At 56.1% G+C, this 24,897-nt stretch carries 23 protein-coding genes, 5 tRNA genes and 1 other RNA gene; 12 read left to right on the forward strand and 17 right to left on the reverse strand.

The window, feature by feature from the left end:
• Positions 1-112 precede the first annotated feature (112 nt).
• A complete protein-coding gene (locus D4100_RS08145) occupies positions 113-262 on the reverse strand; it encodes an AcrZ family multidrug efflux pump-associated protein (protein ID WP_065505985.1) in 150 nt (49 codons plus the stop codon).
• A gap of 191 nt (positions 263-453) precedes the next feature.
• On the opposite strand from D4100_RS08145, the gene modE reads away from it, so the two are divergent.
• The 9 genes from modE to gpmA all read left to right on the forward strand — a co-directional run bounded on the left by modE (position 454) and on the right by gpmA (position 9,513).
• Positions 454-1,245 carry a molybdenum-dependent transcriptional regulator gene (gene modE / locus D4100_RS08150; protein WP_065505984.1) on the forward strand — a complete coding sequence of 264 codons (792 nt, stop codon included), beginning with the start codon at positions 454-456 and terminating at the stop codon, positions 1,243-1,245.
• A 90-nt stretch (positions 1,246-1,335) separates the two neighbouring features.
• On the forward strand, positions 1,336-2,808 hold the full coding sequence (modF, locus tag D4100_RS08155) for a molybdate ABC transporter ATP-binding protein ModF (protein WP_119803987.1): 1,473 nt from the start codon (positions 1,336-1,338) through the stop codon (positions 2,806-2,808).
• A 129-nt stretch (positions 2,809-2,937) separates the two neighbouring features.
• A complete protein-coding gene (locus D4100_RS08160) occupies positions 2,938-3,510 on the forward strand; it encodes a cysteine hydrolase family protein (RefSeq protein ID WP_065505982.1) in 573 nt (190 codons plus the stop codon).
• Positions 3,511-3,664: 154 nt separating this feature from the next.
• Positions 3,665-4,483 carry a CPBP family intramembrane glutamic endopeptidase gene (locus D4100_RS08165; RefSeq protein ID WP_119803989.1) on the forward strand — a complete coding sequence of 273 codons (819 nt, stop codon included), beginning with the start codon at positions 3,665-3,667 and terminating at the stop codon, positions 4,481-4,483.
• 286 nt (positions 4,484-4,769) lie between these two features.
• On the forward strand, positions 4,770-5,819 hold the full coding sequence (galT, locus tag D4100_RS08170) for a galactose-1-phosphate uridylyltransferase (RefSeq protein ID WP_119804126.1): 1,050 nt from the start codon (positions 4,770-4,772) through the stop codon (positions 5,817-5,819).
• Positions 5,819-6,970, forward strand: a complete 1,152-nt coding sequence (gene galK, locus D4100_RS08175) for a galactokinase (RefSeq protein WP_119803991.1) — start codon at positions 5,819-5,821, stop codon at positions 6,968-6,970. Before galT ends, galK begins: the two co-directional genes overlap by 1 nt.
• Positions 6,964-8,007 carry a galactose-1-epimerase gene (gene galM / locus D4100_RS08180; protein ID WP_119803993.1) on the forward strand — a complete coding sequence of 348 codons (1,044 nt, stop codon included), beginning with the start codon at positions 6,964-6,966 and terminating at the stop codon, positions 8,005-8,007. Before galK ends, galM begins: the two co-directional genes overlap by 7 nt.
• Before the next feature lie 193 nt (positions 8,008-8,200).
• Positions 8,201-8,545: a PsiF family protein gene (locus D4100_RS08185; protein ID WP_119803995.1), complete on the forward strand. Its 345-nt coding sequence runs from the start codon at positions 8,201-8,203 to the stop codon at positions 8,543-8,545.
• 215 nt (positions 8,546-8,760) lie between these two features.
• Entirely contained in the window at positions 8,761-9,513 is a 753-nt protein-coding gene (gene gpmA, locus D4100_RS08195) for a 2,3-diphosphoglycerate-dependent phosphoglycerate mutase (protein WP_065505977.1), read from the forward strand.
• A gap of 272 nt (positions 9,514-9,785) precedes the next feature.
• On the opposite strand, the gene aroG is transcribed toward gpmA, so the two are convergent.
• Positions 9,786-10,838, reverse strand: a complete 1,053-nt coding sequence (gene aroG, locus D4100_RS08200) for a 3-deoxy-7-phosphoheptulonate synthase AroG (RefSeq protein WP_065505976.1) — start codon at positions 10,836-10,838, stop codon at positions 9,786-9,788.
• 206 nt (positions 10,839-11,044) lie between these two features.
• Here aroG and D4100_RS08205 point away from each other — a divergent pair, with 206 nt between their 5' ends.
• From D4100_RS08205 to zitB, 3 genes are read left to right on the forward strand one after another with little or no spacing between them, the layout of a single operon-like run.
• A complete protein-coding gene (locus D4100_RS08205) occupies positions 11,045-11,650 on the forward strand; it encodes a response regulator (protein ID WP_119804127.1) in 606 nt (201 codons plus the stop codon).
• A complete protein-coding gene (locus D4100_RS08210) occupies positions 11,647-14,865 on the forward strand; it encodes an ATP-binding protein (RefSeq protein WP_119803999.1) in 3,219 nt (1,072 codons plus the stop codon). Before D4100_RS08205 ends, D4100_RS08210 begins: the two co-directional genes overlap by 4 nt.
• Positions 14,865-15,827 carry a CDF family zinc transporter ZitB gene (gene zitB, locus D4100_RS08215; RefSeq protein WP_065505974.1) on the forward strand — a complete coding sequence of 321 codons (963 nt, stop codon included), beginning with the start codon at positions 14,865-14,867 and terminating at the stop codon, positions 15,825-15,827. The genes D4100_RS08210 and zitB overlap by 1 nt, the downstream gene beginning before the upstream one ends.
• Before the next feature lie 37 nt (positions 15,828-15,864).
• Here zitB and pnuC read toward each other — a convergent pair whose 3' ends face one another.
• The 15 genes from pnuC to ybgC all read right to left on the reverse strand — a co-directional run bounded on the left by pnuC (position 15,865) and on the right by ybgC (position 24,812).
• A complete protein-coding gene (pnuC, locus tag D4100_RS08220) occupies positions 15,865-16,590 on the reverse strand; it encodes a nicotinamide riboside transporter PnuC (RefSeq protein ID WP_119804001.1) in 726 nt (241 codons plus the stop codon).
• 26 nt (positions 16,591-16,616) lie between these two features.
• Positions 16,617-17,678: a quinolinate synthase NadA gene (nadA, locus tag D4100_RS08225; RefSeq protein ID WP_065505972.1), complete on the reverse strand. Its 1,062-nt coding sequence runs from the start codon at positions 17,676-17,678 to the stop codon at positions 16,617-16,619.
• A gap of 353 nt (positions 17,679-18,031) precedes the next feature.
• Positions 18,032-18,162: non-coding RNA, RtT sRNA (locus D4100_RS08230), on the reverse strand.
• A 43-nt stretch (positions 18,163-18,205) separates the two neighbouring features.
• Positions 18,206-18,281, reverse strand: a tRNA-Lys gene (locus tag D4100_RS08235).
• Positions 18,282-18,407: 126 nt separating this feature from the next.
• Positions 18,408-18,483 (reverse strand) — tRNA-Lys (locus D4100_RS08240).
• A gap of 143 nt (positions 18,484-18,626) precedes the next feature.
• Positions 18,627-18,702, reverse strand: a tRNA-Lys gene (locus D4100_RS08245).
• A gap of 7 nt (positions 18,703-18,709) precedes the next feature.
• Positions 18,710-18,785: transfer RNA gene (locus D4100_RS08250), tRNA-Val, on the reverse strand.
• Positions 18,786-18,817: 32 nt separating this feature from the next.
• Positions 18,818-18,893, reverse strand: a tRNA-Lys gene (locus D4100_RS08255).
• 178 nt (positions 18,894-19,071) lie between these two features.
• Entirely contained in the window at positions 19,072-19,872 is an 801-nt protein-coding gene (gene cpoB, locus D4100_RS08260) for a cell division protein CpoB (RefSeq protein ID WP_065505971.1), read from the reverse strand.
• 9 nt (positions 19,873-19,881) lie between these two features.
• On the reverse strand, positions 19,882-20,397 hold the full coding sequence (gene pal, locus D4100_RS08265) for a peptidoglycan-associated lipoprotein Pal (protein WP_013811931.1): 516 nt from the start codon (positions 20,395-20,397) through the stop codon (positions 19,882-19,884).
• Positions 20,398-20,441: 44 nt separating this feature from the next.
• On the reverse strand, positions 20,442-21,734 hold the full coding sequence (gene tolB, locus D4100_RS08270) for a Tol-Pal system beta propeller repeat protein TolB (RefSeq protein WP_119804003.1): 1,293 nt from the start codon (positions 21,732-21,734) through the stop codon (positions 20,442-20,444).
• 133 nt (positions 21,735-21,867) lie between these two features.
• Positions 21,868-23,205, reverse strand: a complete 1,338-nt coding sequence (gene tolA, locus D4100_RS08275) for a cell envelope integrity protein TolA (RefSeq protein WP_119804005.1) — start codon at positions 23,203-23,205, stop codon at positions 21,868-21,870.
• Between the two features lie 81 nt (positions 23,206-23,286).
• Positions 23,287-23,715 carry a colicin uptake protein TolR gene (gene tolR / locus D4100_RS08280; protein ID WP_004949769.1) on the reverse strand — a complete coding sequence of 143 codons (429 nt, stop codon included), beginning with the start codon at positions 23,713-23,715 and terminating at the stop codon, positions 23,287-23,289.
• 12 nt (positions 23,716-23,727) lie between these two features.
• A complete protein-coding gene (tolQ, locus tag D4100_RS08285) occupies positions 23,728-24,411 on the reverse strand; it encodes a Tol-Pal system protein TolQ (protein WP_006324117.1) in 684 nt (227 codons plus the stop codon).
• Complete coding sequence (ybgC, locus tag D4100_RS08290) at positions 24,408-24,812, reverse strand: tol-pal system-associated acyl-CoA thioesterase (RefSeq protein WP_065505968.1); 405 nt, start codon at positions 24,810-24,812, stop codon at positions 24,408-24,410. The genes tolQ and ybgC overlap by 4 nt, the downstream gene beginning before the upstream one ends.
• Between the last annotated feature and the right edge of the window lie 85 nt (positions 24,813-24,897).

Raw genomic sequence — 24,897 nt, forward strand, 5'->3', positions numbered from 1 at the left:
AATATAACGTTGCGCAGAAGCTTGTCATGCGGTTTATCGGCAGGGGAAGAGATATCTTGAGATACACCCGCCGAACGGCGCCGGCGGGCATTGAGATGGGTATGGGTGACGATCAGTGCTGAGTGCGGTTTTCTTTCGCGCGGCCCACTTTGGAGAAAATGTTGAACACTTCCGCCAAACCGTAGATCAGACCAAGAATGATGGCCATAACAACCGGCACCATCACTATGGCAAACAGCAAACTTTCCAGTAATTCCAACATGGTAGCCTCACTTAACTGCCCATTGAGCGGTAATCGGCACCGCTACGCAAGAGCTATTCTAAACTAAAATAGCCGCTAAAACGGGGTTATTTTAAACACCGTTCGGGATTTGTAACCGGCCAAACGTGCCATTTTGGCGCTTTGCCGGCAAATCGGCGACAATAAGGCTTTTGCAGCCGACAGGACGCGTTATGCAGGCCGAAATCCTCCTCACCCTAAAACTCCAGCAAAAACTGTTCGCCGATCCACGCCGCATCGCGCTGCTCAAGCAGGTCCGGCACACCGGCTCCATCAGCCAGGGCGCCAAACTGGCGGGCATCAGCTATAAAAGCGCCTGGGACGCCATTAACGAAATGAACCAACTGGCGGAGCAAACGGTGGTGGAACGCGCCACCGGCGGCAAGGGTGGCGGCGGCGCTCAGGTCACCCACTACGGTGAACGGCTGATCCAGCTTTACGATCTGCTGGGCCAAATCCAGCAAAAAGCCTTCGACGTGCTGCAGCAAGACAACCTGCCGCTCGACAGCCTGCTGGCGGCGATTTCCCGCTTTTCGCTGCAAACCAGCGCGCGTAACCAGTTCTTCGGCACCGTCATCGAGCGCGACCACCAGCAGGTGCAGCAGCATCTGGATATTTTACTGAGCGACGGAAAAACTCGCCTCAGCGCGGCGCTTACCCAACAGAGCGCCGACCGGCTGCAACTCGCCCCCGGCAAGGAAGTGCTGGCGCTGATCAAAGCGCCGTGGGTGAAACTGAATAGCGATCCGGCCCTCGTCGGGGCGGCGGACAATGCGCTGGCGGGCGTGGTGGCCAGCATCCAGCCAGGTGCCGATCACAGCGAAGTGCTGGTGACACTTGCGGGCGGCGAAACCCTGTGCGCCACGGTGGCCAATCAGGAGCTGCAACAGCTTAAATTGCAGCCCGGCAGCGCGGTACACGCCCTGTTTAACGCCGACCGGGTGATTGTCGCCACGTTGTGTTAAACGCAACATAACGTTGCGTTTTTGCCGATTGACTTCACACGCCAATACGCCTATTTCTAAATCAAATAATTGCACAATAAGGAATAGGTAATGTCATGGTTGCACATTTCGCAAGGTTCATTTCGCTTAAGTGATACCCGAACCCTGACGCTGGATGCGCTGGAGATTCAGTCTGGCGACAGTTGGGCCTTCGTCGGTGCCAACGGCAGCGGAAAATCTGCCCTGGCGCGTGCGCTGGCCGATGAGCTGGTATTGCTGAGCGGCGAACGTCGCAGCGATTTCAGCCGCCAGGTGCGCATCTCCTTCGAACAGTTGCAAAAACTGGTCAGCGACGAATGGCAACGCAACAATACCGACCTGCTCAGCCCCGGCGAAGAAGACACCGGCCGCACCGCGGCGGAAATCATTCAAGAAGAAGTGAAAAACCCGGAGCGCTGCGCGCAACTGGCCGCACAGTTCGGCATAACTGCGCTGCTATCGCGCCGTTTCAAGTACCTTTCCACCGGCGAAACACGCAAGACCTTGCTGTGCAGAGCATTGATGCCGCAGCCCGACTTGCTGATCCTGGATGAACCCTTCGACGGGTTGGACGTGAATTCCCGTGCGCAGTTGGCTGCGCTGTTGAGCGATCTCTCCGAACAGGGTTACACCCTGGTGCTGGTGCTCAACCGTTTTGACGAGGTACCGGACTTTATCCGGCAGGTGGGGGTGTTGGCGGATTGCACGCTGGCAAGCCAGGGCACGCGCCAACAGGTAATGGCGGACGCGCTGGTGGCGCAATTGGCGCACAGCGAGAACCTGGATGGTCTGGCGCTGCCGGAAACCGAGGATCCGGCCCAGAAATCCGCCTTGCCGGCGGATCAACCGTTAATCGTGCTGCGTGACGGGGTGGTCAGTTACAACGATCGCCCCATCCTTAATCATCTCGACTGGCAGGTTAACCCCGGTGAGCACTGGCAAATCGTTGGCCCGAACGGTGCCGGTAAATCTACCCTGCTCAGCCTGATCACCGGCGATCACCCACAGGGCTACAGCAACGATCTTACCCTGTTCGGCCGCCGTCGCGGCAGCGGAGAAACCATCTGGGACATCAAACGCCATATCGGCTACGTCAGCAGCAGCCTGCATCTGGACTATCGCGTCAGTTCGAACGTCCGCAACGTGATCCTGTCCGGCTTTTTCGACTCCATCGGCATCTATCAGGCCGTGTCTGACCGGCAGCAGCAATTGGCCGACCAATGGTTGGCGCTATTGGGGTTGGGCGGTTCACGCGGCGATATGCCGTTTCACAGTTTGTCCTGGGGTCAACAGCGGCTGGCGTTGATAGCCCGTGCGCTGGTCAAGCACCCGGCGTTACTGATCCTCGACGAACCGCTGCAAGGCCTGGATCCGCTCAATCGCCAACTGGTGCGCCGCTTTGTCGACGTGCTGATCGGCCAGGGTGCCACCCAATTGCTGTTTGTTTCCCACCATGCGGAAGACGCGCCACAGTGCATTACTCACCGCCTGAGCTTTTTGCCCGACGGTGACGGTTACCGCTATCAGCACGATCGGTTGGCCTGATATCCCGGATTATCCTGCGGAGGGGGGCCCGGCGCTCCTCCGATGACATATCCGGCAACACTTCCTCCGCAACACATCGCAGTGGGCCTTTTATCATAAAGGGATGAAGGATTCATTTTTGGAGAGGCTATGTCCGCTGCACTGATTATTATCGATCTGATTGAGGATCTGATTGGCCCCAAGGGGCGCGCGAATCATTGCCGTGAACAGGTGGTGGCGCATAACCTGATTGCCAACACCAATGCTGCCGCAGCCTACGCGCGCGTGCGCAAAATTCCGGTGATTTGGGTACGCGTGGGGTTTGCCGACGATTATCACGATATCCCTCCCCACTCTCCCTTGTTCAACCACCTTAAGCAGATAGGCGCCCTGCGTTTGAGCGGCCCCGGTTGCCAATGGGACAAGGCTTTACAGGTGTTGCCGGTGGATTTTCAATTCGAAAAGAATGCCGTTTCCGCCTTTGCCGGTAACAATTTGTTAGCCTGGTTGCAGCAGCATCGTTGCCATCACCTGTTGCTGGGGGGCGTCAGTACCCCGCTGGCAATTGAAAGCACCGCGCGACAGGCGCACGATGCCGGTTTTCAGGTCACCGTATTGCAGGATTTGTGCGCCGCGCCGAGCGAGGAGATACATCAGCAAAGCCTGGATATTTTGCAAAACCTGGCGGAAATCACCCGTTCGCAGGCCTGGATGAAAGGATAAATCAGACGGCTGCCGAATAAACTCACTTCAGATCACTGTCCGGACCTTTGCTGTAACCTCTCTATGTTACTATTCATCGTAGCGCTCAACTTCGCCATACTCACACGCCGCACAGGCACTGAGCGCTGTGTGCATATTTTAAAGGGATAGAGCTATGTGGGGCGTACTTTCGATTTCGTTATTCTTTTTGCCATTTAACCGGCTGATTGCCTGGTTATTTCTGGCCGCATCGGCGGGCATGGGGATGTACCACGGGGTATTGACCCCGCTCAGCCTGGGCTGCGTGTTGGTCATTGCTGCACTGGCCGGCCTGCGGCACCATTACCGCGCCCAACCTAATCTGGCGGTGCCGCTAGAAGTGCTGGTGGTGACAAGCTGCGTGGCGTTATTCTTGCATCTGGTGCCGGGGTTCCATAACCAGTTGATGATCGACGGTGAAAAACCCGGCCCGCTCAGCGCGCCTTTCACCATGTATTACAACTTCGACAAGGCGCTGGTGCCATTCCTGTTGTTTGCCTGCCTGCCGACATTGTTTGCCGCTGAAACCGGTAAAAGCGTCGGTAAAACCGCTTGGATCGCGCTGATAGTGGCAGTACCTGCCTTACTGCTGGTGGCGGTGGCGCTCGGCGGCTTGAAGATTGAACTGCATGCACCGGGCTGGATCCTGGCGTTTGTGATGGCCAACCTGTTCTTCGTCTGTATGGCGGAAGAAGCGCTGTTCCGCGGTTATTTGCAACAGCGCCTTAGCCAGTGGCTGGGCGCCTGGCCGGCCTTGATTATTGCAGCGCTGGTGTTTGGCGCCGCGCACCTGGCCGGCGGCATGCTGATGGTGGTATTTGCCACGCTTGCCGGCTTGATTTACGGCCTGGCATGGATGTGGAGCGGCCGCCTGTGGGTGCCGATCCTGTTCCATTTCGGGCTTAACCTCACGCATCTGCTGTTATTCACTTATCCACTGTATCAACATCCCTGATATTCTCAGCCGGCAGGGATCCCCCTGCCGGCGATATGGATGAAAACGCTATCATCCTGCTTCTCCCCCTCCCTGCACCGCCCTGTAACCCCTGCTGCCTGTCCTGTATCCCTTCTTGCTGCACCCAAGTGTAAACGATTCCATTTTTCGCTCTGGATCACCTTTTTACTCTGTCGGGCATGCTATCTTTTTGCGCATCGTTATCCATTTTAATCTGTAAAGGGTGCGCCCGGCATTGATGAAAGCGATTACATTCAGCCGCACCAGCCAAGAAAAAGGAACCGCAATGACGGATTTTAATCCCATCGATCATCCCCATCGCCGCTATAACCCGCTGACCGGTCAATGGGTGTTGGTATCGCCGCACCGCGCCAAGCGCCCATGGCAGGGTCAACAGGAATCCGCGCAGCAGGAAAGGCTGCCGCAACATGATCCGGACTGCTTCCTCTGCCCAGGCAATACCCGTGTGACCGGCGATAAAAACCCGGATTATCAGGACACCTATGTGTTCACCAATGACTTCGCCGCGCTGATGACGGATACGCCGCAGGCTCCGGAAAGCCAGGATCCGCTCATGCGCTGCCAAAGCGCGCGCGGCACCAGCCGGGTCATCTGCTTCTCCCCCGATCACAGTAAAACCTTACCGGAACTGACGCTTGCGGCACTGGAGCGAGTGATTGCCACCTGGCAGGAGCAAACTGCCGATCTCGGGCGCAGCTATCCGTGGGTGCAGGTATTTGAAAACAAAGGGGCGGCGATGGGATGCTCCAACCCGCACCCGCATGGCCAGGTCTGGGCCAACAGCTTCCTGCCGAACGAAGTCGAACATGAAGATCGCCTGCAGCGCGAATATTTCCAACAGCATCAGTCCCCCCTGCTGGTGGACTACGTACAGCGTGAACTCGCTGACGGCAGCCGGACGGTAGTAGAAACCGAGCACTGGCTGGCCGTAGTGCCTTACTGGGCCGCCTGGCCGTTTGAAACGCTGCTGCTGCCGAAGGCCGCCGTGCAGCGCATTACCGATCTGAGCGCCGCGCAGAGCAGTGACCTGGCCGTCGCGCTGAAAAAACTGACCAGCCGCTACGACAATCTGTTCCAGTGTTCTTTCCCTTATTCCATGGGCTGGCACGGTGCGCCGTTCAACGATGCGGATAACCGCCACTGGCAGTTGCATGCGCATTTCTATCCGCCGCTGCTGCGCTCCGCCACGGTGCGTAAATTTATGGTGGGTTACGAGATGCTGGCGGAAACCCAGCGAGATCTGACTGCAGAGCAGGCGGCAGAACGTCTGCGCGCCGTTAACGATATTCATTACCGTGAAGCCGGAGCCAAATAATGAGTTTGAAAAATATTACCCACACCATTTTTACCGAACGCTTTGGTTACGCCCCCGCGCTGACCATTCAGGCTCCAGGGCGGGTGAATTTGATCGGTGAACATACCGACTATAACGACGGTTTCGTGTTGCCGTGCGCCATTGATTACCAAACGGTGATCGCCGGTGCCAGACGTGACGATCGCCAGATCCGAGTGATCGCAGCCGATTACGACGGCCAGCAGGATCAATTCTCGCTCGACGCTCCGATCGTCAGCCACCCGGACCAGCTTTGGTCCGATTACGTGCGCGGCGTGATCAAACACCTGCAACTTCGCAACGCCAATTTTGGCGGCGCGGATCTGGTGATCGCCGGCAACGTGCCGCAAGGTGCCGGCCTCAGCTCTTCCGCCTCGCTGGAAGTGGCCGTTGGCCAGGTGATGCAGGCATTGTATGAACTGCCGCTGGATGGCGTAGCGCTGGCTTTGAATGGCCAGGAGGCGGAGAACCGGTTTGTCGGCTGCAATTGCGGGATCATGGATCAGCTGATTTCCGCGCTAGGTGAACAGGATCATGCATTACTGATCGACTGTCGTTCACTGGAGACCCGTGCGGTGTCGGTCCCGGAAAATATTGCCGTGGTGATCATCAACTCCAACGTGAAGCGCGGGCTGGTGGACAGCGAATACAACACCCGTCGCGAACAATGCGAAGCCGCCGCGCGCTTCTTCGGCGTCAAGGCACTGCGCGACGTCAGCCCGGAGCTGTTCTTCCCGATCCAGCATGAATTGGATCCGATCGTCGCCAAGCGAGCGCGCCACGTGATCACTGAAAACGATCGCACCTTGGCCGCCGCAGATGCACTGGCGGCGGGCGATATGAAACTGATGGGCAGGCTGATGGCGGAATCTCACGCTTCAATGCGGGATGACTTTGCCATTACCGTACCGCCGATCGACCAATTGGTGGAGATCGTCAAAAACGTTATCGGCGATCGCGGCGGCGTGCGCATGACCGGCGGCGGCTTTGGCGGCTGCATAGTGGCGCTGATGCCGCAAGAACTGGTGGAGCCGGTGCGCGAGACGGTAGCGCGCGAATATCCTTTGCAAACCAATGGACTGAAAGAAACCTTTTACGTTTGCAAGGCATCAGCGGGGGCCGGGATATGCTGACGGAGAGCCTGCAGCTGGCCCCTGATGGCCAGCCTTACCAGCTAACCCGGTTGCAAAACGCCGGTGGGATGACGATCTCGCTGATGGATTGGGGCGCCACCTGGCTTTCCGCCATGCTGCCGTTGAAATCGGGCGAAACGCGTGAACTGCTGTTGGGTTGCCGGACACCGGCGGACTATCAGCGGCAGGCGGCCTATCTTGGCGCCACCGTCGGGCGCTATGCCAACCGCATCGCCTACGCCAGTCTGCTGGTCGGCAACAAGCCGCATCCGCTGCTCGCCAATCAAGGGGAACACCAACTGCATGGTGGGCCGGAAGGCTTCAACGCCCGCCGCTGGCGGATTGTTCAGCAAGATACCCAACAGGTGAGCTACGCGTTGCATTCACCCGACGGCGACCAGGGATTTCCCGGTAACCTCGACGTTCAGGTCAATTACCGGCTCACTGCCGATAACCGCTTGGAAATCAGTTATCAGGCCCGGACCGATCGCGCCTGCCCGGTCAATCTGACCAACCATGCGTATTTCAACCTGGATGGCGCCGGCACCGACGCCCGCCGGCAACGGCTGCAACTGTTTGCCGACCTTTATCTGCCGGTCGACAGCGAGGGCATACCCAACGCCGAACTCACGCCGGTGGAAGGCAGTGGCATGGATTTCCGCCACCCGAAAACGCTGCTGCAGGATTTTCTGCGCGACCGCGATCAACAGCGGGTAAAAGGCTATGATCATGCCTATCTGCTGCACCGTACCTGCGGTGCGCTGGACTGCCCGGCGGCACATCTGTGGTCGGCCGATGGTCAGGTGCAAATGAGCGTATTCACCAGCGCACCGGCGCTGCAACTGTACAGCGGCAATTACCTGGACGGTACGCCGGCGCGTGACGGCGGCAACTACGCCAGTTACGCCGGCGTGGCGCTGGAAAGCGAGTTTTTGCCGGACAGCCCGCACCACCCGGAATGGCCGCAGCCGGACTGTTGGCTCAAACCGGGGCAGCAATATCAAAGCGCCACCCATTATCAGTTTTATCCTATCTGACCCGTCGCGCCCCTTGCCATACGGCCAGGGGCCGTTTGTTATAAATGCTTACCTTTTTACACGCCGGCCCCACCGGCACCTGCCTTTCCTTATTCCAAAGCGCACACTAGAATCAGGCTACGGTGATAAGCACAACGTCTTGTGCTGCGTCACAATTTTCGGCCATCTCTGGCCAATAGCTGAAGGAACACCTATGCGTCTGATTACTGCACTCCCTTTACTGGCGGGTTTACTGCTGAGCACCAACCTGATGGCTGCCGATACCGCAACCGCAACAAAAACGCCTTCGCCGGCGCAGGCTGCACAACAAAAGCGCATGACCGATTGTAATCAACAAGCCTCCACCAAAACGCTGAAAGGCGCGGATCGCACCACCTTCATGAGCACCTGCCTGAAGGCGGAAGGTTCCGCTGCAGCGAAAACCCTGACGCCGCAACAGCAGAAAATGAAAACCTGCAACGCCGACGCCAAAGCTAAAAGCCTGAAAGGCGACGAGCGTAAAACCTTTATGAGCAGTTGCCTGAAAAAAGCAGCCTGATCCCCCTTCTCCCACGGTGCGGCCGGATCTCATTCCGCCGTGCCGGTTTCCCTCGTGACGCCCGCCTGATCGATTCAGCTTTTTCCTCGGAACAGCACTTACTTTGCGACAAGAAATTGGCTATGGTTAGACACTATCGATTGCCGAGCCACCGGCCACGGCAATATAATGATTTTCGTTATCATTGAAATGTCAGATTATTAAGGAGTTAAGCTATGGCTGTAACTAAGCTGGTTCTGGTGCGTCACGGCGAAAGCCAGTGGAACAACGAAAACCGCTTTACCGGTTGGTATGATGTTGATCTGTCCGACAAAGGTCGCACCGAAGCGAAAGCAGCAGGCAAGCTGTTGAAAGATGAAGGTTTCTCTTTTGACTTTGCTTACACCTCCGTACTGAAGCGCGCGATCCATACCCTGTGGAACATTCTGGACGAACTGGATCAGGCCTGGCTGCCGACCGAAAAATCCTGGAAGCTGAACGAACGCCACTACGGTGCGCTGCAGGGTCTGAACAAGGCTGAAACCGCTGAAAAATACGGTGACGAGCAGGTTAAGCAATGGCGTCGCGGCTTCGCCGTAACTCCACCAGAGCTGACCAAAGATGATGAGCGTTACCCGGGCCACGATCCACGCTACTCAGCGCTGACCGAACAAGAGCTGCCGCTGACCGAAAGCCTGGCTCTGACCATCGATCGCGTGATCCCTTACTGGGACGAAGAAATTCTGCCACGCATCAAAAGCGGCGAGCGCGTTATCGTTGCCGCTCACGGCAACTCGCTGCGTGCGCTGGTGAAATACCTGGATAACCTGAGCGAAGATGAGATCCTCGAACTGAACATCCCAACCGGCGTGCCGTTGGTGTATGAATTCGACGAAAACTTCAAGCCAATCAAACGTTACTATCTGGGCAATGCCGACGAGATCGCTGCTAAAGCGGCCGCCGTGGCAAACCAGGGTAAAGCGAAGTAATTTTCGCCCGTTGATCTAAAAAGCCCCCGTTTTTTGGCCGGGGGCTTTTTTTATTAAGAAACTCCCCATTCTATCCCCTATAGCTTTCAAGTTGCAGCTAGGCGACCAACTCGCTCATCCCCAGGCGCTTACATGAGTAAGTAACTGGGGTGAGCGACAAATCTGTCGGGAACAGATTTGAACGCTGCTTGCAGCGGCCCTAAAAGGGCAAGGACCATGGATGGGCCTTGTAAGCAGGTAACAACGCTGCGGCTTGAAAGACGACGGGGATATTAGGTGCGGCGTGCTTTCACTGCCGCCGCCAACTCACGCAGCACGGTCTCAGTGTCTTCCCAGCCGATGCAAGCGTCTGTCACGCTCTTGCCATAGACCAGCGGCTCGCCGCTTTCCAGATTCTGGTTGCCTTCCACCAGATGGCTTTCGATCATCACGCCGATAATCGCTTTTTCACCGCCGGCTACCTGTTTGCACACGTCCGCATTCACTTCCAGCTGCTTTTTGAACTGCTTGCTGCTGTTGGCGTGGCTGAAATCGATCATCACCTGTGCCGGCAGGCCCGCTTTGACCAGGCCGTCTTTGACTTCTTTCACATGCGCCGCGCTGTAGTTCGGCTCTTTGCCGCCGCGCAGGATAATGTGGCAATCGCCGTTACCGCTGGTGTTAACGATCGCCGAGTGGCCCCATTTGGTCACCGACAGGAAACAGTGCGGTGCGCTGGCCGCGTTGATGGCGTCAATCGCCACTTTGATGGTGCCGTCGGTACCGTTCTTGAAACCAACCGGGCAAGACAGGCCGGAAGACAGCTCGCGGTGTACCTGGGATTCCGTGGTACGTGCACCGATCGCACCCCAGCTCATCAGATCCGCCAGGTACTGCGGGGTGATCATGTCGAGGAATTCCCCCGCAGCCGGCAAGCCGCTATCGTTGATATCCAACAACAGCTTGCGGGCCAGGCGCAGACCGTCGTTGATCTGGAAGCTGTTATCCATCTGCGGATCGTTGATCAGCCCTTTCCAACCCACGGTGGTACGCGGTTTTTCAAAGTAAACGCGCATCACCACCTCCAGTTCGCCGCTCAGTTCCTGGCGCAGCGTCAGCAAGCGCTCGGCATACTCTTTTGCCGCTTTGGTGTCGTGGATCGAACATGGGCCGATGACCACCAACAGGCGATCGTCGTTACCGCGAAGGATCTTGTGAATTGCACTGCGCGCCAGGGACACCGTCTCAGCTGCACGTTCAGTGGCCGGAAACTTCTCTAACAGGGCCACCGGTGGCAGGAGTTCCTTAATTTCTTTAATGCGTAAATCATCATTTTGGTAATTCATAACTTTTCCATTCGGTATCGAGGGGCGGTATTTCACAAAGCGTGGATCTCACCAATTTAGCCTGTGAGGGTAGCGCTGTAAATCACCTTAGCCGCCTCCCGGCTGAACGACCAAATTATCAGTAGATTGTGCTGTTTCATCGGGAGAGCGCAGTGGCTCCTTTTTCGCTATGCTAGCGATCAGGATACCGCTATTTGAGCCAAACCATGCCTTCTCTGTTATTAGTTGATGACCACCCGGTGGTTCATGTCGCACTGGAAGCGGCGCTAATGAAGTCTTCCCGTTCTTATAGCCTGCAGGCGGTAGAGGACGACGTGCAGGCCTTGGCCCAATTGGCCACCGCCGATTTTTCGCTGGTCATTCTGGATATCGGCCTGCCGCAGTCAGACGGCTTGCAACTGCTGAAAAAAATCCGCCGCCATTATCCGCAGCAACCGATCCTGATCTATACCGCGCAAGAAGAAGAGATTTACGCACACATGGCCTGGGCGGCCGGCGCTAACGGATTTGTGCATAAAGGCAGCCGACTCGAACAGTTGGTGCAGGCCATTGAAACCGTGCTGGCCGGGGAGCCTAGTTTTCCTGCCGGCGCGATGGCGGAAGAAACGCAGTCGGCAGCGGGAACGCTACTGACGCCCAAAGAACTGCAAATCCTCGGTCTGCTCAGCAAGGGGTTGTCCAATCTGCAAATTGCCGAGATGTTGAGCATCAGCAACAAAACCGTCAGCACCCACAAGAAGAATATTTTGCGCAAAACCGGCGCCGGCAACCTGTTGGAGCTGGTGGCGGTATTTAGAGAACTGACGCCATGATGCGTGGCGTTCTGCTGCTGTTGGCGATGCTGTTCAACCTCGGCAACGTCGCATACGCTGCGCAACCGGTGTCTTATCGGTTGGTCAGCAGCCTGAATATTCCGGCGGATATGCTGATCGCCAGCGAGAAAAATCCCTGGCGTGGCGCTACGCTGCGCGTGGGTATCATCAGCGAGAATGCCAGCCCCTATAACATTATTGTGGATGACGACCTGTACGGGTTGAACGCCGACTACCTCGGTTATATCCAGCAGGTCACCGGCATCCGTTTTCAGATTTACGGCTTCGCCGATCTGGCGCAGCTCGAACAGGCGCTGCACGGCGGCGTTATCGATCTGGTGTACGGCATTCCGCAGAATGAGGCGCTGGAGGATCTGAAAATCTCCCAGCCTTATTACGTCAGTAACCTGCGCGTATTGCGCGATCGGAGCAATAACCGCCAGGTGATGCTTAACTCCGCCGATGCGCGAGTGGCGATCAGTACCCTGACCGATATGCAGGCCGGTAACGCGCTGAAGGCAGTGTCTTCCCACGTGCAGCGTTATGACAATAACCTGCAGGCGGTGTATGCCTTGCTGAACGGCAGCAGCGATTACTTTATTGCCGACGAAGCCAGCGCCAGTTTTATTATTGACCAGTTGCAGCTTGGTCAGCTTTATCAGATCGAAAGCACGGTCAATCTCGGTAACCTGTCGTTCGTCTTCGCCGCCGCCAATCCGGCGCTGATCGATACTCTTAACATCGCTATCGCCGATACGCCCATGGAGTTGATGAATGCCATTCAAGGCCGCTGGAGCAAAAAGATCCCCAGCTATCTCGATACCGGCAACGCCGATCTAACGCAGATGGAAAAAGACTGGGTAGAAGAGCACCGCACCGTTTATTACGCCGCCATAGAGAATAACTTCCCGTTCGCCTATCGCGGCTCCGACGGTCAGCCGCGCGGCTACGCGATCGACATACTCAATATCATTGCGCAAAACACCGGGCTGCGTTTTGCTCCGTTATGGGCGCGCAATGCCGAACAGGCAGACCAACTGGTGCTGTCCGGCCAGGCCAGTTTCCGCACCGCTCTGCCGCTGGCGCGCGGCGTTAAGGCACGTTACAGCACCAGCATGCCGATTCACCGTTCGCTGTGGGGGGTTTACGTCGGTCAGTACGCCAACGGAATTTCTACCTGGAACGATCTGGCCGGCAAGCGCATCGGCGTACTGCAAGGCGATCTGGCGCAGGGGCTGGTACCGCCTAACGAAGAGCCGGTGCGCTTTGCCGACAGCAAGGCGATGTATGACGCCCTGGCCAACGGCCAATTGGATGCGCTGGTGGATAACGTGATCTCGGCAAACTTTATCGCCCTGTCGCGTTATTCCGGGGCAATAAAACTGGCGTTCGCCGCCAATAACATCGCCTACCCGGTGGCGTTCGGCGTGCGTCAGGATCAGCCGCTGCTACTGGCTATCCTCGATAAAAACCTGATGCAGATCCCCTCGGAAACCCTGCAGTCGCTGCGCGACGAGTGGATTGTCGACCGCAGCAACCTGATCGATGCGGTGAACGACAACCGCATGCCACCGCAAACGACCTGGCTGCTGGCGCTACTCGCAGCGGCGATCCTGCTGCTGCTGGCGCTGACACTGCGCCGGTTTATTTTGCAACGAAGGGAAAAGCGCGAGCGTGAAGTGATCGAGCAGGCGCGCCGCCACGCCGAAGCCGAGAACCGGATGAAGAGCAAGTTTTTGGCTACCGTCAGCCATGAACTGCGCACGCCCATGCACGCCATCCTCGGCCTGTTGGAACTGGAGCTGAAACGCCGGCCGATACCGGAGGGGCTGCCAGTCATTTACAGTTCGGCGTCATCCTTGCTCAATCTGCTCAATGATTTACAAGATTACGCCCGGCTGGAAACCGGAACCTTGACGCTGGTGCCAAAAACCCTGGCGCTGCACCCCTGGGTTGCCCATATCAGCGCACTGTATCAGCCGTTGATCGGCGAGCGCCCGGTAACCTTGAGCGTTACCGCCAGTAACCTGTTGCCTGCCGCCGTCGTTATTGATGGTGAGCGTTTACTTCAAGTGGCTAACAACCTGATAAATAATGCCATTAAATTCACTCCCCGCGGCAGCATTCAGGTCAATATCGACTGGCGCGAGCAGGATAAACAACAGGGCGAGTTGTTGCTGACGGTGACCGATAGCGGCTGTGGCATCGCCGCCGATGAGATCGGCAAACTGTTCCAACCCTTCTACCGCGCCCGCGGCGTACAGCGCGTATCGGTGCAGGGTACCGGGCTGGGGTTGTCTATCTGCAAGGAAATTATCGAGCAAATGGGCGGCCGGATCGAGCTGCAATCACAGCCCGGCATAGGTACGCAGGTCAAGGTTTCAGTGCCGATCACCCAGGTTCCCCTGGATGCCGCCCCCCTCAACCAGACCGACCCACCGCTCAGCTTGCCGTCGCCCTCCACGCTGCGCGTGGCGCTGATTGACGATCACCCGACCAACCTGCTGCTGATGGAACGGCAACTGCGTCACTTCGGCCTGCAACCGGCGCTGTTCGAGCACGGTTATGCACTGCTGAAAGCTCACCGCAGACAACCGTTTGACCTGCTGTTTATCGATTACAACATGCCGCGCCCGGACGGCCTGACATTGGCGCGACTGATACGCCGCGATGAACAGCGTTATCATCGTCCGGCCTGCCAGATTATTCTCTGTTCGGCCGACGTGCAGGAATTTACCCGTATTCCACAGGAACGGGGGGCTGTCGATCGCTTTTTGACCAAACCCATTTCACTGGCCGCCATTGCTCAGGCACTGCCACAGCAACCGCAGGCTCCGGAACAGCAGTTAGCCCTTACTGACCTAAAACGGGTGCTGGCCGATATGGCCGGCAATGATCAACTGATGGCGCAACGCCTGGCCACCACGCTGATCTCGACTCTGCGACAAGACCTGCAACGGCTTGACCAGGCGGCGGAAAGCGAAGACTGGCCGAACCTTGGGCAGGCCGCACATCGCATCAAGGGCAGCCTGTTGATGTTGCAACGGCCGGCGGCGGCAAGCTGGTGCCAATTATTGGTGGAAAGCGGCCGTGAAGGGGTGCTGGCTCAGGCCGCCTATACTGAATTGAGTGCGTTGGTAGAACAGATACTGATAGAACTGGACGGTCTGGTCAGCACTGACGCGCCGTATTTCGCTATGCATAAGGATAAATAATGACGGACTCCCCACAGGCACACCTGCCAAAAGACAGTAATAGTAAACGCCTACTGACCGCTTTTTTAGTCACTGCGGTATTTATGATCGCCGAAGTGGCCGGCGGGCTGATTTCCGGCTCGCTGGCTCTGCTGGCCGATGCCGGCCATATGCTCACCGACGCGGCGGCGCTGCTGGTGGCGCTGATGGCGGTACACTTTTCACAGCGTAAACCCAACGCACGCCATACCTTCGGCTATTTGCGCCTGACCACGCTGGCGGCATTTCTCAATGCCGCCGCCCTGTTGGTGATCGTGGTATTCATCCTGTGGGAAGCGATACGGCGTTTCTTCGAGCCACAGCCGGTGATGGGTACGCCGATGCTGATCATCGCCATAGCGGGGCTTCTGGCTAACCTGTTCGCCTTCTGGCTGCTGCACCGCGGTACGGAAGAGAAGAACATCAACGTGCGGGCCGCTGCGTTGCATGTGTTGGGGGATTTGCTGGGTTCGGTGGGGGCCATCGTTGCCGCCATTGTGATCCTGAGCACCGGTTGGACGCCGATTGACCCGATACTGTCGGTGCTGGTGTCCTGTCTGGTGCTGCGCAGCGCCTGGCGGCTGCTGAAAGAGAGCTTCCACGAGTTGCTGGAAGGCACACCGCAGGAGGTGGATATCAACAAACTGCAAAAAGACCTGTGCCTTAATATTCCTGAGGTGCGCAATATTCATCACGTTCACGTATGGCAGATTGGCGAACAGAAACTGATGACGTTGCATGCGCAAGTGATACCGCCCAACGACCACGATGGCCTGCTGCGCCGCATTCAGGCTTATCTGCTGGAACACTACCGGATCGGCCATGTCACCATTCAAATGGAATATCAGCACTGCGATACGCCGGACTGCGGGATTAACCGGGCACCCGAGCCAAGTGACCACTCACATTCCGGCTCACATTCACATCTGGGCCATCACCACTAAAAGCAAGAGGGCGCCGGTTTGGCGCCCTCTGCGTTTGCTATGTCGAGGAAGATAACGGCCGGGAATGGTTGCGACCGGCGCTTTTGATCCACAACCAGGAACCGTTCAGCGCAATCAGCGTCAGGATCACGTATTCCAGCGCCATGGCATACACGCCCTGGTAGGCGAAAATCGCCACGCTGATTACGTCAATCACCACCCACAGCAGCCAGTTTTCCACGTATTTGCGCGTCATCAAAACCATCGCCACGATCGACAACACCATCATCGCCGAGTCCCAGAACGGGAAAGCGTCCGGTTGCAGCTGCGGCATTTGCACGCTGAGGCCCATTCCCTGCATTACCGTCACCGCAAGCTGCGTCAACCAGGCAAAGACTCTGTCGATATTGAAGGTCATCAGGGCAATGCCGATAACGCACACCGCCGCCCAGGCCAATGCTTTCGGTAACGGCAACCAGCGGATTTTCAGCTCGGCCTGATTGTCCTGGGTTTGGCGGCTCCAGGCATACCAGCCGTAAATATTGGCGACAAAAAAGAACAACTGCAGCAACAGGCTGGCGTAAAGCTGGATCTGAAAGAAAATCACCGCAAACAGCGTGACGTTAATCAGGCCGAACAGATAGTTGATAATTTTCTCTTTGCTGGCGTACCAGATGCACAGCAGGCCGAACAAGGTACCTATGGCTTCAATCCATGACAGATCGTAGCCGCCCGCCCCCAGCGGGATGTGCACCAATATATTGCTGGTACTGAAAAAGCTCATCTGTTCTTCCTTATCAAAGGGTTAAATCAGGCGTTTCCTTTAACCTGCATTTTCAGCTGCGCGGCAAAGTCCAGCATCCGGTTAAGCGGGATCAGCGCCTTTTCGCGCAGCGCGGCATCCACGTGGATTTCATGCAGCGCGCCGCCCTGCTCCAACCCGTCGGCAATCGCCTTAAGGCCGTTCATCGCCATCCACGGGCAGTGCGCGCAGCTGCGGCAGGTGGCGCCTTCGCCGGCGGTCGGGGCCTCGAACAGTTCTTTGTCCGGGCAGGCCTGCTGCATCTTATAAAAAATACCGCGATCGGTGGCAACAATCAGCTGAGGGTTGGGCAGCGTTTTGGCCGCCTGAATCAGCTGGCTGGTGGAACCGACCGCATCGGCCAAATCGACCACCGCCTGTGGGGACTCCGGATGCACCAGTATCGCCGCTTCCGGGTACAGGGCCTTCATGCGCATCAGCGCCTGGGTTTTAAACTCGTCATGGACGATACAGGCCCCTTGCCAGCACAGCACGTCGGCGCCCGTCTGCTTTTGCACATAGTTGCCCAGATGGCGGTCCGGCGCCCAGATGATTTTTTCGCCCAGGCTGTCGAGGTGTTCTATCAACTCTACGGCGATGCTGGATGTTACCACCCAATCCGCGCGCGCTTTGACCGCGGCTGAAGTATTAGCGTAGACCACCACGGTGCGATCCGGGTGGCTGTCGCAAAATGCATGAAATTCGTCTTCCGGGCAACCGAGATCAAGCGAACACTCGGCGTTCAGCGTCGGCATCAGCACCTGTTTTTCCGGGCTGAGGATCTTGGCGGTCTCCCCCATAAAGCGCACGCCGGCGACCAGCAAGGTCGAAGCCGGGTGATTGCTGCCAAAGCGCGCCATCTCCAGCGAGTCCGCCACGCAGCCGCCGGTCTCTTCCGCCAGCGCCTGAATTTCCGGATCGGTGTAGTAATGGGCCACCATTACCGCATTGCGCTGCCTGAGCAGGGTTTTAATCTTCTCGCGATAAAACGCCTTTTCCGCTACGTCCAGCGGCACCGGTTTGGGCGGGAACGGGTACACCGCCGCATTGACATCAAACATTTCACTCATCGCTGCAATCGTCTCTGTGCTAGGCTGGGTGTCTGCTGCACGGGTTTCCCCACTTGCAACCGCCACTCGTTTTATATACTAAACAAAATACCTAAAAACCCGCCAAAAGTCCGCTGATATTTTCATTATTACGTTCATAGCGTTTAATGGATTGAATTTTTGATGAAAGCAGGGAATCTGCAGGAAGCAAAATGCATTTTTGAGGAGAAAGGGAATGGATTAAGGGTGCAGGATTGATTCAGCCTTTGAATGGCCAGGTGCAATGTTCGAACCTGAACGCAGGTTACTCACCCACAGGATTCGTGCGTTATGCGAGGCTATGGTTGGGGAAAGTGCTGAGATATCAGAAAGAATGGTGGGTCGTGCGGGATTGATTCGGCCTTTGGCCTCGCCCTTCGGGCCAGCGCAAGCGCTGCCCAAAATTGACGAAGCAATTTTGTCGAACCTGAACGCAGGTTACTCACCCACAGGATTCGTGCGTTATGCAAGGCTATGGTTTGGGGAAAGTGCTGAGATATCAGAAAGAATGGTGGGTCGTGCGGGATTCGAACCTGCGACCAATTGATTAAAAGTCAACTGCTCTACCAACTGAGCTAACGACCCACTGATGTGGTTTACTGCTGAACCGCGTAAGCAGGAGAGAAACTCACTGCAATAACGAGTGGGGCGTGCGGGGTTATTCGGCTAGCGCCTCACCCTTACGATTCCACATCGTAATCACGTCTAAAATGGTGGGTCGTGCGGGATTCGAACCTGCGACCAATTGATTAAAAGTCAACTGCTCTACCAACTGAGCTAACGACCCACTGACGTGGTTTACTGCTGAACTACGAATACAAAACCGAGGATTTGTATTGCGGAAAAACAACTCTGGAACAGTGGGTCGTGCGGGATAATTCGGCGTTTGGCCTCACCCTTACGATTCCACATCGTAATCACATCTAAAAATGGTGGGTCGTGCGGGATTCGAACCTGCGACCAATTGATTAAAAGTCAACTGCTCTACCAACTGAGCTAACGACCCACAGCAGTGGTGGGTGATGACGGGCTCGAACCGCCGACCCCCTCCGTGTAAAGGAGATGCTCTACCAACTGAGCTAATCACCCACTAGTGTGGTTACTGCTACTACTTCAGGAATTGGTGGGTCGTGCGGGATTCGAACCTGCGACCAATTGATTAAAAGTCAACTGCTCTACCAACTGAGCTAACGACCCAATTTCCTAGCTGCTTTAACATCTTGCAAGTTGTCTTGGCAACGGCGGCATATATTACTAATTTATCTTGGCAGCGCAACTTAAATTTTAAAACAAGTGGTTCAACTGCTTGTTCTTCACACGAATGAGCCCAGAAAGCGGTCAGATAGACTAATTTCTGGGCTCATTTTTTTGCTGACTAACCGGCAACGCGACTTTTCGCCTGTTTGGCCGCAGCACTGGTTGGGTATTGTTTAATCACCTGCTGGAACACGGCTTTGGCTTTATCGGCCTGCCCTTTTTCCTGCATGATGATACCCACCTTGTACATTGCGTCCGGCGCCTTAGGTGATTTTGCGTAATTCTTCACCACGACGGCAAAATAGTAGGCCGCATCGTCTTTCTTTCCCTTGTTGTAGAACAACTGCCCTAGCCAATAATTGGCGTTGGGCTGGTAAGTAGACTTTGGGTACTGTTTTACGAAGGTCTGAAAAGCGGAGATCGCCTGATCATACTGTTTTTTTTCCAGCGCCAATGAAACAGCGGCGTTGTAGTCGCTGTTTTCATCACCCGTACTGGCCGGTGCTGCCGCTGAGGCGCCCGCAGACGCGCTGTCAGCGCCGTCGGAGGAAGCAGCCGCGGCTGCCCCACCTGCGGCACCCGCAGCGGCTGCGGAGCTCTGAGCGCCGCCCTGGCTGATGCTATCCATCTGTTGATAGATCTGCTTCTGGCGTTCAACAACCTGATTCAGTTGATATTGGCTTTCCTGGATTTGCCCACGGAGAGAGTCAATATCGCGCTGGTTGTCAGAGAGTTGCTGCTGGAGTTGGTTTAAAAGCTGGCCCTGAGCATTGGAGATACGCTCAAGTGAAGTGACACGGTCTTCGACCGAGCCGGAGCCGACATTACTGATTGGCGCTTGGGCAGTAGCGGCCCATGGGACCGCTACGCCAACCAGTAACGACAGACTCAACAAGTGACGTCTGAAGTTACTGTTCATGCGATTCTCTTAGTAAACCAGAACGGCACGACGGTTTTTAGCATAAGCCGCTTCGTCGTGGCCCAGTACTGCTGGTTTTTCTTTACCGTAAGAAACGATAGAGATCTGGTCAGCTGAAACGCCTTTGCCTTGCAGGTACATTTTAACTGCGTTAGCACGACGCTCGCCCAGAGCGATGTTGTATTCCGGCGTGCCGCGTTCGTCCGCGTGGCCTTCAACGGTCACTTTGTAAGACGGGTTGTTACGCAGGAATGCAGAGTGCGCGTCCAGCATCTGAGCGAACTCGGAGCTCACGTCATACTTGTCCAGGCCGAAGTAAACAATGTTGTTCTTCTGCAGTTCTTGCATCTGCAGACGAGCTTGTTCTTCAGAAGACAGGTTGCTGCTGCCGTTTTCTGTACCAGTGCCAGCGCCAGCGCCCAGACCAGATTGGTCGTTGTTTGCGCTTTTGTTAGAACTACAAGCCGCTACAGCCAGAACTGGCAGTGCCAGCAGAAGCCCTTTCAGCACTTTGTTCAGTTGCATTTCTTTGATCCTTTTATAGTTTGCCATACATATTTACACATGCATCACAGATACGGCGACCAGGCAGGGAATTTGACCTGTCCATCGGTTGCCGGAAGACGCGCTTTAAAACGCCCATCAGTCGATACCAGTTGCAGCACGGAGCCCATACCTTGCGTGGAGCTATAGATCACCATGGTGCCATTTGGCGCAATACTAGGCGTTTCGTCCAGGAACGTGCCGGTTAAAACTTGAACGGCTCCCGATCCAAGATCTTGTTTGGCGATATGCTGGGCGCCGCTATTGGAGCTCACCATCACCAGGAATTTACCATCAGAGCTGACTTCAGAATCCTGATTCTGAGAGCCTTCCCATGTCAGACGCTGTGACGCACCGCCACTGGCGCTGACTTTATAAATCTGCGGTCGGCCACCCTGATCGGAGGTATATGCCAGAGACTGGCCATCCGGGAACCAGGTCGGTTCGGTATTGTTGCTGCGCCCGTCGGTGATTTGCGTGATCTGGCCAGAGCCGAGATTCATCACATACAGGTTCAGGCTGCCGCTTTTAGACAGCGCAAAGGCCAGACGGCTGCCGTCCGGCGAAAACGCCGGTGCACCGTTGTGGCGCGGGAACGAAGCGATCTGACGGATAGCGCCGTTAGCCAGGGTCTGTACGACCAACGCAGAACGGCCGCTTTCAAAGGTCACGTACGCCAGTTTGCTGCCATCCGGCGACCAGGCCGGGGACATCAGCGGTTCCGGTGAACGGTGTACCACAAACTGGTTGTAACCGTCGTAATCCGCTACGCGCAACTCATACGGGAATTTGCCGCCGTTGGTCTGCACTACGTAGGCGATACGGGTACGGAATGCGCCCTTGATACCGGTCAGCTTCTCGAACACTTCGTCACTGGCGGTATGAGCAGAATAACGCAACCATTGCTTGGTCACTTTATACTGGTTCTGCGCCAATACGGTGCCCGGTGAACCTGAAGTGTCCACCAGCTGATAGGAGATCAGGTAGCCGCCGTCTGCGCCAGGTTGCACCTGGCCGACCACGACCGCGTCAATGCCCAATGCAGTCCAGGCCGCCGGCGTCACTTCAGACGCGGTGGTCGGTTGCTGCGGCATGCGCGCCACGTCAATCGGGTTGAATTTGCCGCTGTTGCGCAAATCTGCGCCGACAATCTTGCCAATGTCTTCCGGAGGCGTGCCTGGGCCAGCCCATTTAAAGGGTACCACGCCAATCGGACGAGCGGAGTCGACCCCTTGGGTGATTTCGATGCGAACTTCCGCGTGAAGAACGGACGCCCACAGTATTAAAAAACCTAACGCTACTCGAAATGCCTGCTTCATCTCATCTCCCTTATCCAGGCGGGATGCCTGCGATAAATTAGCAGAATTTTAACAAACCAACGCAAACAAAACTACATAATCCCTGTTGGTTACCTTAGTACATCCCTGCGGTATGACTCAGCTCAAACAACCATTACTGTGGTTTAAATTCAAGGATAGAACTCTTAAATTCCTGATAAACGGCATCACTCGGCGGTTTAGGAATATTTGCCGATTTTGCTGCTGCTACCGCCGCCTGACATAAAGCAGGATCGCCGCCCGCAGCCTGAACGCTAATCAATAAACCATCAGGAGCCAAGCGAATACGCAGATCGCAGGTTTTCCCACTGTAATCCGAAGCACCGTAGAACTTGCTCTTTATAGCTGCCTGAATTTGGCTCTTATAACCGTTAATATCAGCCCCACTGGCCCCCGCAGTCTTGGCATTACCCTGCCCCGCAGGTTTACCATCGCCCTTCGACTTAGCGCCGCCAGACTTGGCGCCGCCGCCTTTCGGTGCGTTTTTACCGTCCGCCAGATCGCCAAACAGATCGTTTACATCGGAAGACTGCTCCGCAGCTGCGGCTGCCGCCTTCTTCTTGGCATCCGCTGCGGCTTTCTTGGCTGCGGCCTTCTCGGCAGCAGCGGCTTTTTTCTCAGCCTCTGCGGCCGCTTTCTTCTCGGCGTCAGCAGCCGCCTTTTTCTCGGCTTTCTCGGCTTCTGCTGCAGCTTTCTTCTCGGCTTCCGCGGCGGCTTTCTTCTCGGCGTCGGCCGCCGCTTTTTTCTCTGCGGCTTCAGTCGCTTTTTGCTCGGCGGCAGCCGCTTTCTTCGCTTCTTCCGCCTGTTTCTTGGCGGCAGCGGCGGCGGCGGCTTCTTTCTTGGCTTCAGCTTCCGCTTTCTTCTGCGCGTCCGCTTGTGCCTTGGCAACTTTATCCGCTTCGGCTTTGGCCTTGGCGGCCGCCGCTTCCGCTACTTTCTGTTGTTCTTTGGCTTTCGCCGCGGCGTTCTCGGCCACTTTTTGCTGTTCAGCGGCCTGCTTTTGCTGTTCGGCTGCCTGTTTCTGCTGCTCTGCCGCTTGCTTTTGCTGCTCCGCGGCCTGCTTTTGCTGTTCAGCCTGTTCTTTCGCGTCCTGCGCCGCTTTTTCCTGCGCGGTCAAACGCTCTTTCTCCAGCTCTTTCAGGCGCTGTTGTTCCGCCGCCTGCTTCTGCTGAAGTTCTTCGGCCTGTTGCTCCGCTTTTTTCTGGCGCTGCTTTTCAGCACGCTGCGCGTCGTTACTCTGCTGTTGCTGGCGGTTGTACTGCTCCACCACTGCCCCGGGATCGACCATCACTGCGCCGACAACCGAACCTTCGCCGCCACCGCCGGCGCTGTCCATGTTGACGTTTTCTTGCAGCGATCCCCAAATCAGCAGGGCAATCAATATGAAGTGCAGAACGACCGAAACAATAACGGCGCGGTTCAGCTTATCGTTTTGCTCAGTTGCCTTTACCAAAATAGATTCCCAAAAACTGGTGTTGCTTATACGGGGTTCCTGGGCCAGAGCACAGGAACCGGGTTGCCTCTAACCTTATGGTCAGATTGGCTGGGTCATCAGCCCCACGGAAGCGACGCCCGCCTGATGGAGAATATTCAATGCCTTGATAATCTCATCGTAGGGTACTTCCTTCGCCCCGCCGATCAAAAAGACCGTCTTCGGGTTAGCCGCTAAACGCGACTTGGCTTCGGCTGCAACCTGTTCCGGCGGCAACAACTCCATGCGGTTGTGATCCACCACCAGGGTGTATTGACCGACACCGGAAACCTCGAGGATCACCGGTGGGTTATCGTCACTGGACACCGCCTTGGAATCGGTGGCATCCGGCAGATCAACCTCAACGCTCTGGGTGATGATCGGCGCGGTTGCCATAAAGATCAGCAACAGCACCAGCAACACGTCGAGCAACGGAACTATGTTAATTTCGGACTTCAGCTCGCGCCGATTGCGTCCACGAACTCTCGCCATGCTACCTCCTACTTATTTGCTGTCGCTGGAGAAGGCCTGACGATGCAGAATAGCGGTGAACTCTTCCATAAAGTTGTCGTAATTCTGCTCAAGCTTGTTGACGCGCTGGTTGAGGCGGTTATAGGCCATAACGGCCGGGATAGCGGCGAACAGACCGATGGCGGTTGCGATCAGTGCTTCGGCGATACCCGGTGCTACCATTTGCAGCGTGGCCTGTTTCACCGCACCCAGTGCGATAAAGGCGTGCATGATCCCCCACACGGTGCCGAACAAACCGATATACGGACTGATCGACCCCACGGTGCCGAGGAAAGGAATGTGGTTTTCCAGCGTTTCCAGCTCGCGGTTCATCGAGATGCGCATAGCGCGTGACGCGCCTTCGATCACCGATTCCGGCGCATGGTTGTTAGCGCGGTGCAAACGAGCGAATTCTTTGAAACCTGAATGGAAAATTTGTTCGGAGCCGGTCAGGCTATCGCGACGTGCCTGGCTTTCCTGATACAGACGGGAAAGTTCAATACCGGACCAGAATTTGTCTTCAAAGGCCTCGGCGTCACGCGTGGCCGCATTAAGGATGCGGGTGCGCTGAATGATGATCGCCCAGGAGGCCACTGAGAAGCATATCAAAATCAACATGATAAGCTTAACCAGCAGGCTTGCCTTCAAGAATAAATCTAGGATGTTCATCTCATTCACTGCTTAAACTCCGCGACAATAGACTTAGGAAGCGCTATCGGCTTCATTTGGTGTGGATTAATGCATGCAATCAACACATCGGCCTGACTCAAAAGAGTTCCGTCAGAATTGACAATACGTTGAGCAAACGTGAAAGAAGCCCCGCGCATTGAGGTGATTTCACTCTGCACTTCCAGCTGTTCGTCGAGACGAGCCGAAGCCAGATAATCCACCGTGATGCGCCGGACTACGAAAGCGATATGTTCACTGAGCATCTGCTGTTGATGAAAGTTGTGGTGACGCAGCATCTCGGTGCGCGCTCTTTCAAAAAAGGCGACATAGCGGGCGTGATAGACCACTCCACTGGCATCGGTATCCTCGTAGTAAACGCGAACCGGCCATCGAAACAACGTATTACTCACTCTACTTCCCAGCAATGCAATTTAACGGTGCTACTATACGCAAGACGGATCGGGTTGGGAATGGGTTACAAGGAGGGAACGAAAA

Source organism: Serratia inhibens (assembly GCF_003591175.1).
Taxonomy (GTDB): Bacteria; Pseudomonadota; Gammaproteobacteria; order Enterobacterales; family Enterobacteriaceae; genus Serratia; species Serratia inhibens.

Bases quoted from the DNA above. Each gene is read 5' to 3' on its own strand.
- cpoB (WP_065505971.1), bottom strand. From the start codon at position 19,872: ATGAACAGTAACTTCAGACGTCACTTGTTGAGTCTGTCGTTACTGGTT.
- D4100_RS08185 (WP_119803995.1), top strand. From the start codon at position 8,201: ATGCGTCTGATTACTGCACTCCCTTTACTGGCGGGTTTACTGCTGAGC.
- galT (WP_119804126.1), top strand. From the start codon at position 4,770: ATGACGGATTTTAATCCCATCGATCATCCCCATCGCCGCTATAACCCG.
- gpmA (WP_065505977.1), top strand. From the start codon at position 8,761: ATGGCTGTAACTAAGCTGGTTCTGGTGCGTCACGGCGAAAGCCAGTGG.
- modE (WP_065505984.1), top strand. From the start codon at position 454: ATGCAGGCCGAAATCCTCCTCACCCTAAAACTCCAGCAAAAACTGTTC.
- D4100_RS08205 (WP_119804127.1), top strand. From the start codon at position 11,045: ATGCCTTCTCTGTTATTAGTTGATGACCACCCGGTGGTTCATGTCGCA.
- tolR (WP_004949769.1), bottom strand. From the start codon at position 23,715: ATGGCGAGAGTTCGTGGACGCAATCGGCGCGAGCTGAAGTCCGAAATT.
- pal (WP_013811931.1), bottom strand. From the start codon at position 20,397: ATGCAACTGAACAAAGTGCTGAAAGGGCTTCTGCTGGCACTGCCAGTT.
- modF (WP_119803987.1), top strand. From the start codon at position 1,336: ATGTCATGGTTGCACATTTCGCAAGGTTCATTTCGCTTAAGTGATACC.
- zitB (WP_065505974.1), top strand. From the start codon at position 14,865: ATGACGGACTCCCCACAGGCACACCTGCCAAAAGACAGTAATAGTAAA.
- D4100_RS08210 (WP_119803999.1), top strand. From the start codon at position 11,647: ATGATGCGTGGCGTTCTGCTGCTGTTGGCGATGCTGTTCAACCTCGGC.
- galK (WP_119803991.1), top strand. From the start codon at position 5,819: ATGAGTTTGAAAAATATTACCCACACCATTTTTACCGAACGCTTTGGT.
- D4100_RS08165 (WP_119803989.1), top strand. From the start codon at position 3,665: ATGTGGGGCGTACTTTCGATTTCGTTATTCTTTTTGCCATTTAACCGG.
- tolB (WP_119804003.1), bottom strand. From the start codon at position 21,734: ATGAAGCAGGCATTTCGAGTAGCGTTAGGTTTTTTAATACTGTGGGCG.
- D4100_RS08145 (WP_065505985.1), bottom strand. From the start codon at position 262: ATGTTGGAATTACTGGAAAGTTTGCTGTTTGCCATAGTGATGGTGCCG.
- galM (WP_119803993.1), top strand. From the start codon at position 6,964: ATGCTGACGGAGAGCCTGCAGCTGGCCCCTGATGGCCAGCCTTACCAG.
- nadA (WP_065505972.1), bottom strand. From the start codon at position 17,678: ATGAGTGAAATGTTTGATGTCAATGCGGCGGTGTACCCGTTCCCGCCC.
- aroG (WP_065505976.1), bottom strand. From the start codon at position 10,838: ATGAATTACCAAAATGATGATTTACGCATTAAAGAAATTAAGGAACTC.
- D4100_RS08160 (WP_065505982.1), top strand. From the start codon at position 2,938: ATGTCCGCTGCACTGATTATTATCGATCTGATTGAGGATCTGATTGGC.
- pnuC (WP_119804001.1), bottom strand. From the start codon at position 16,590: ATGAGCTTTTTCAGTACCAGCAATATATTGGTGCACATCCCGCTGGGG.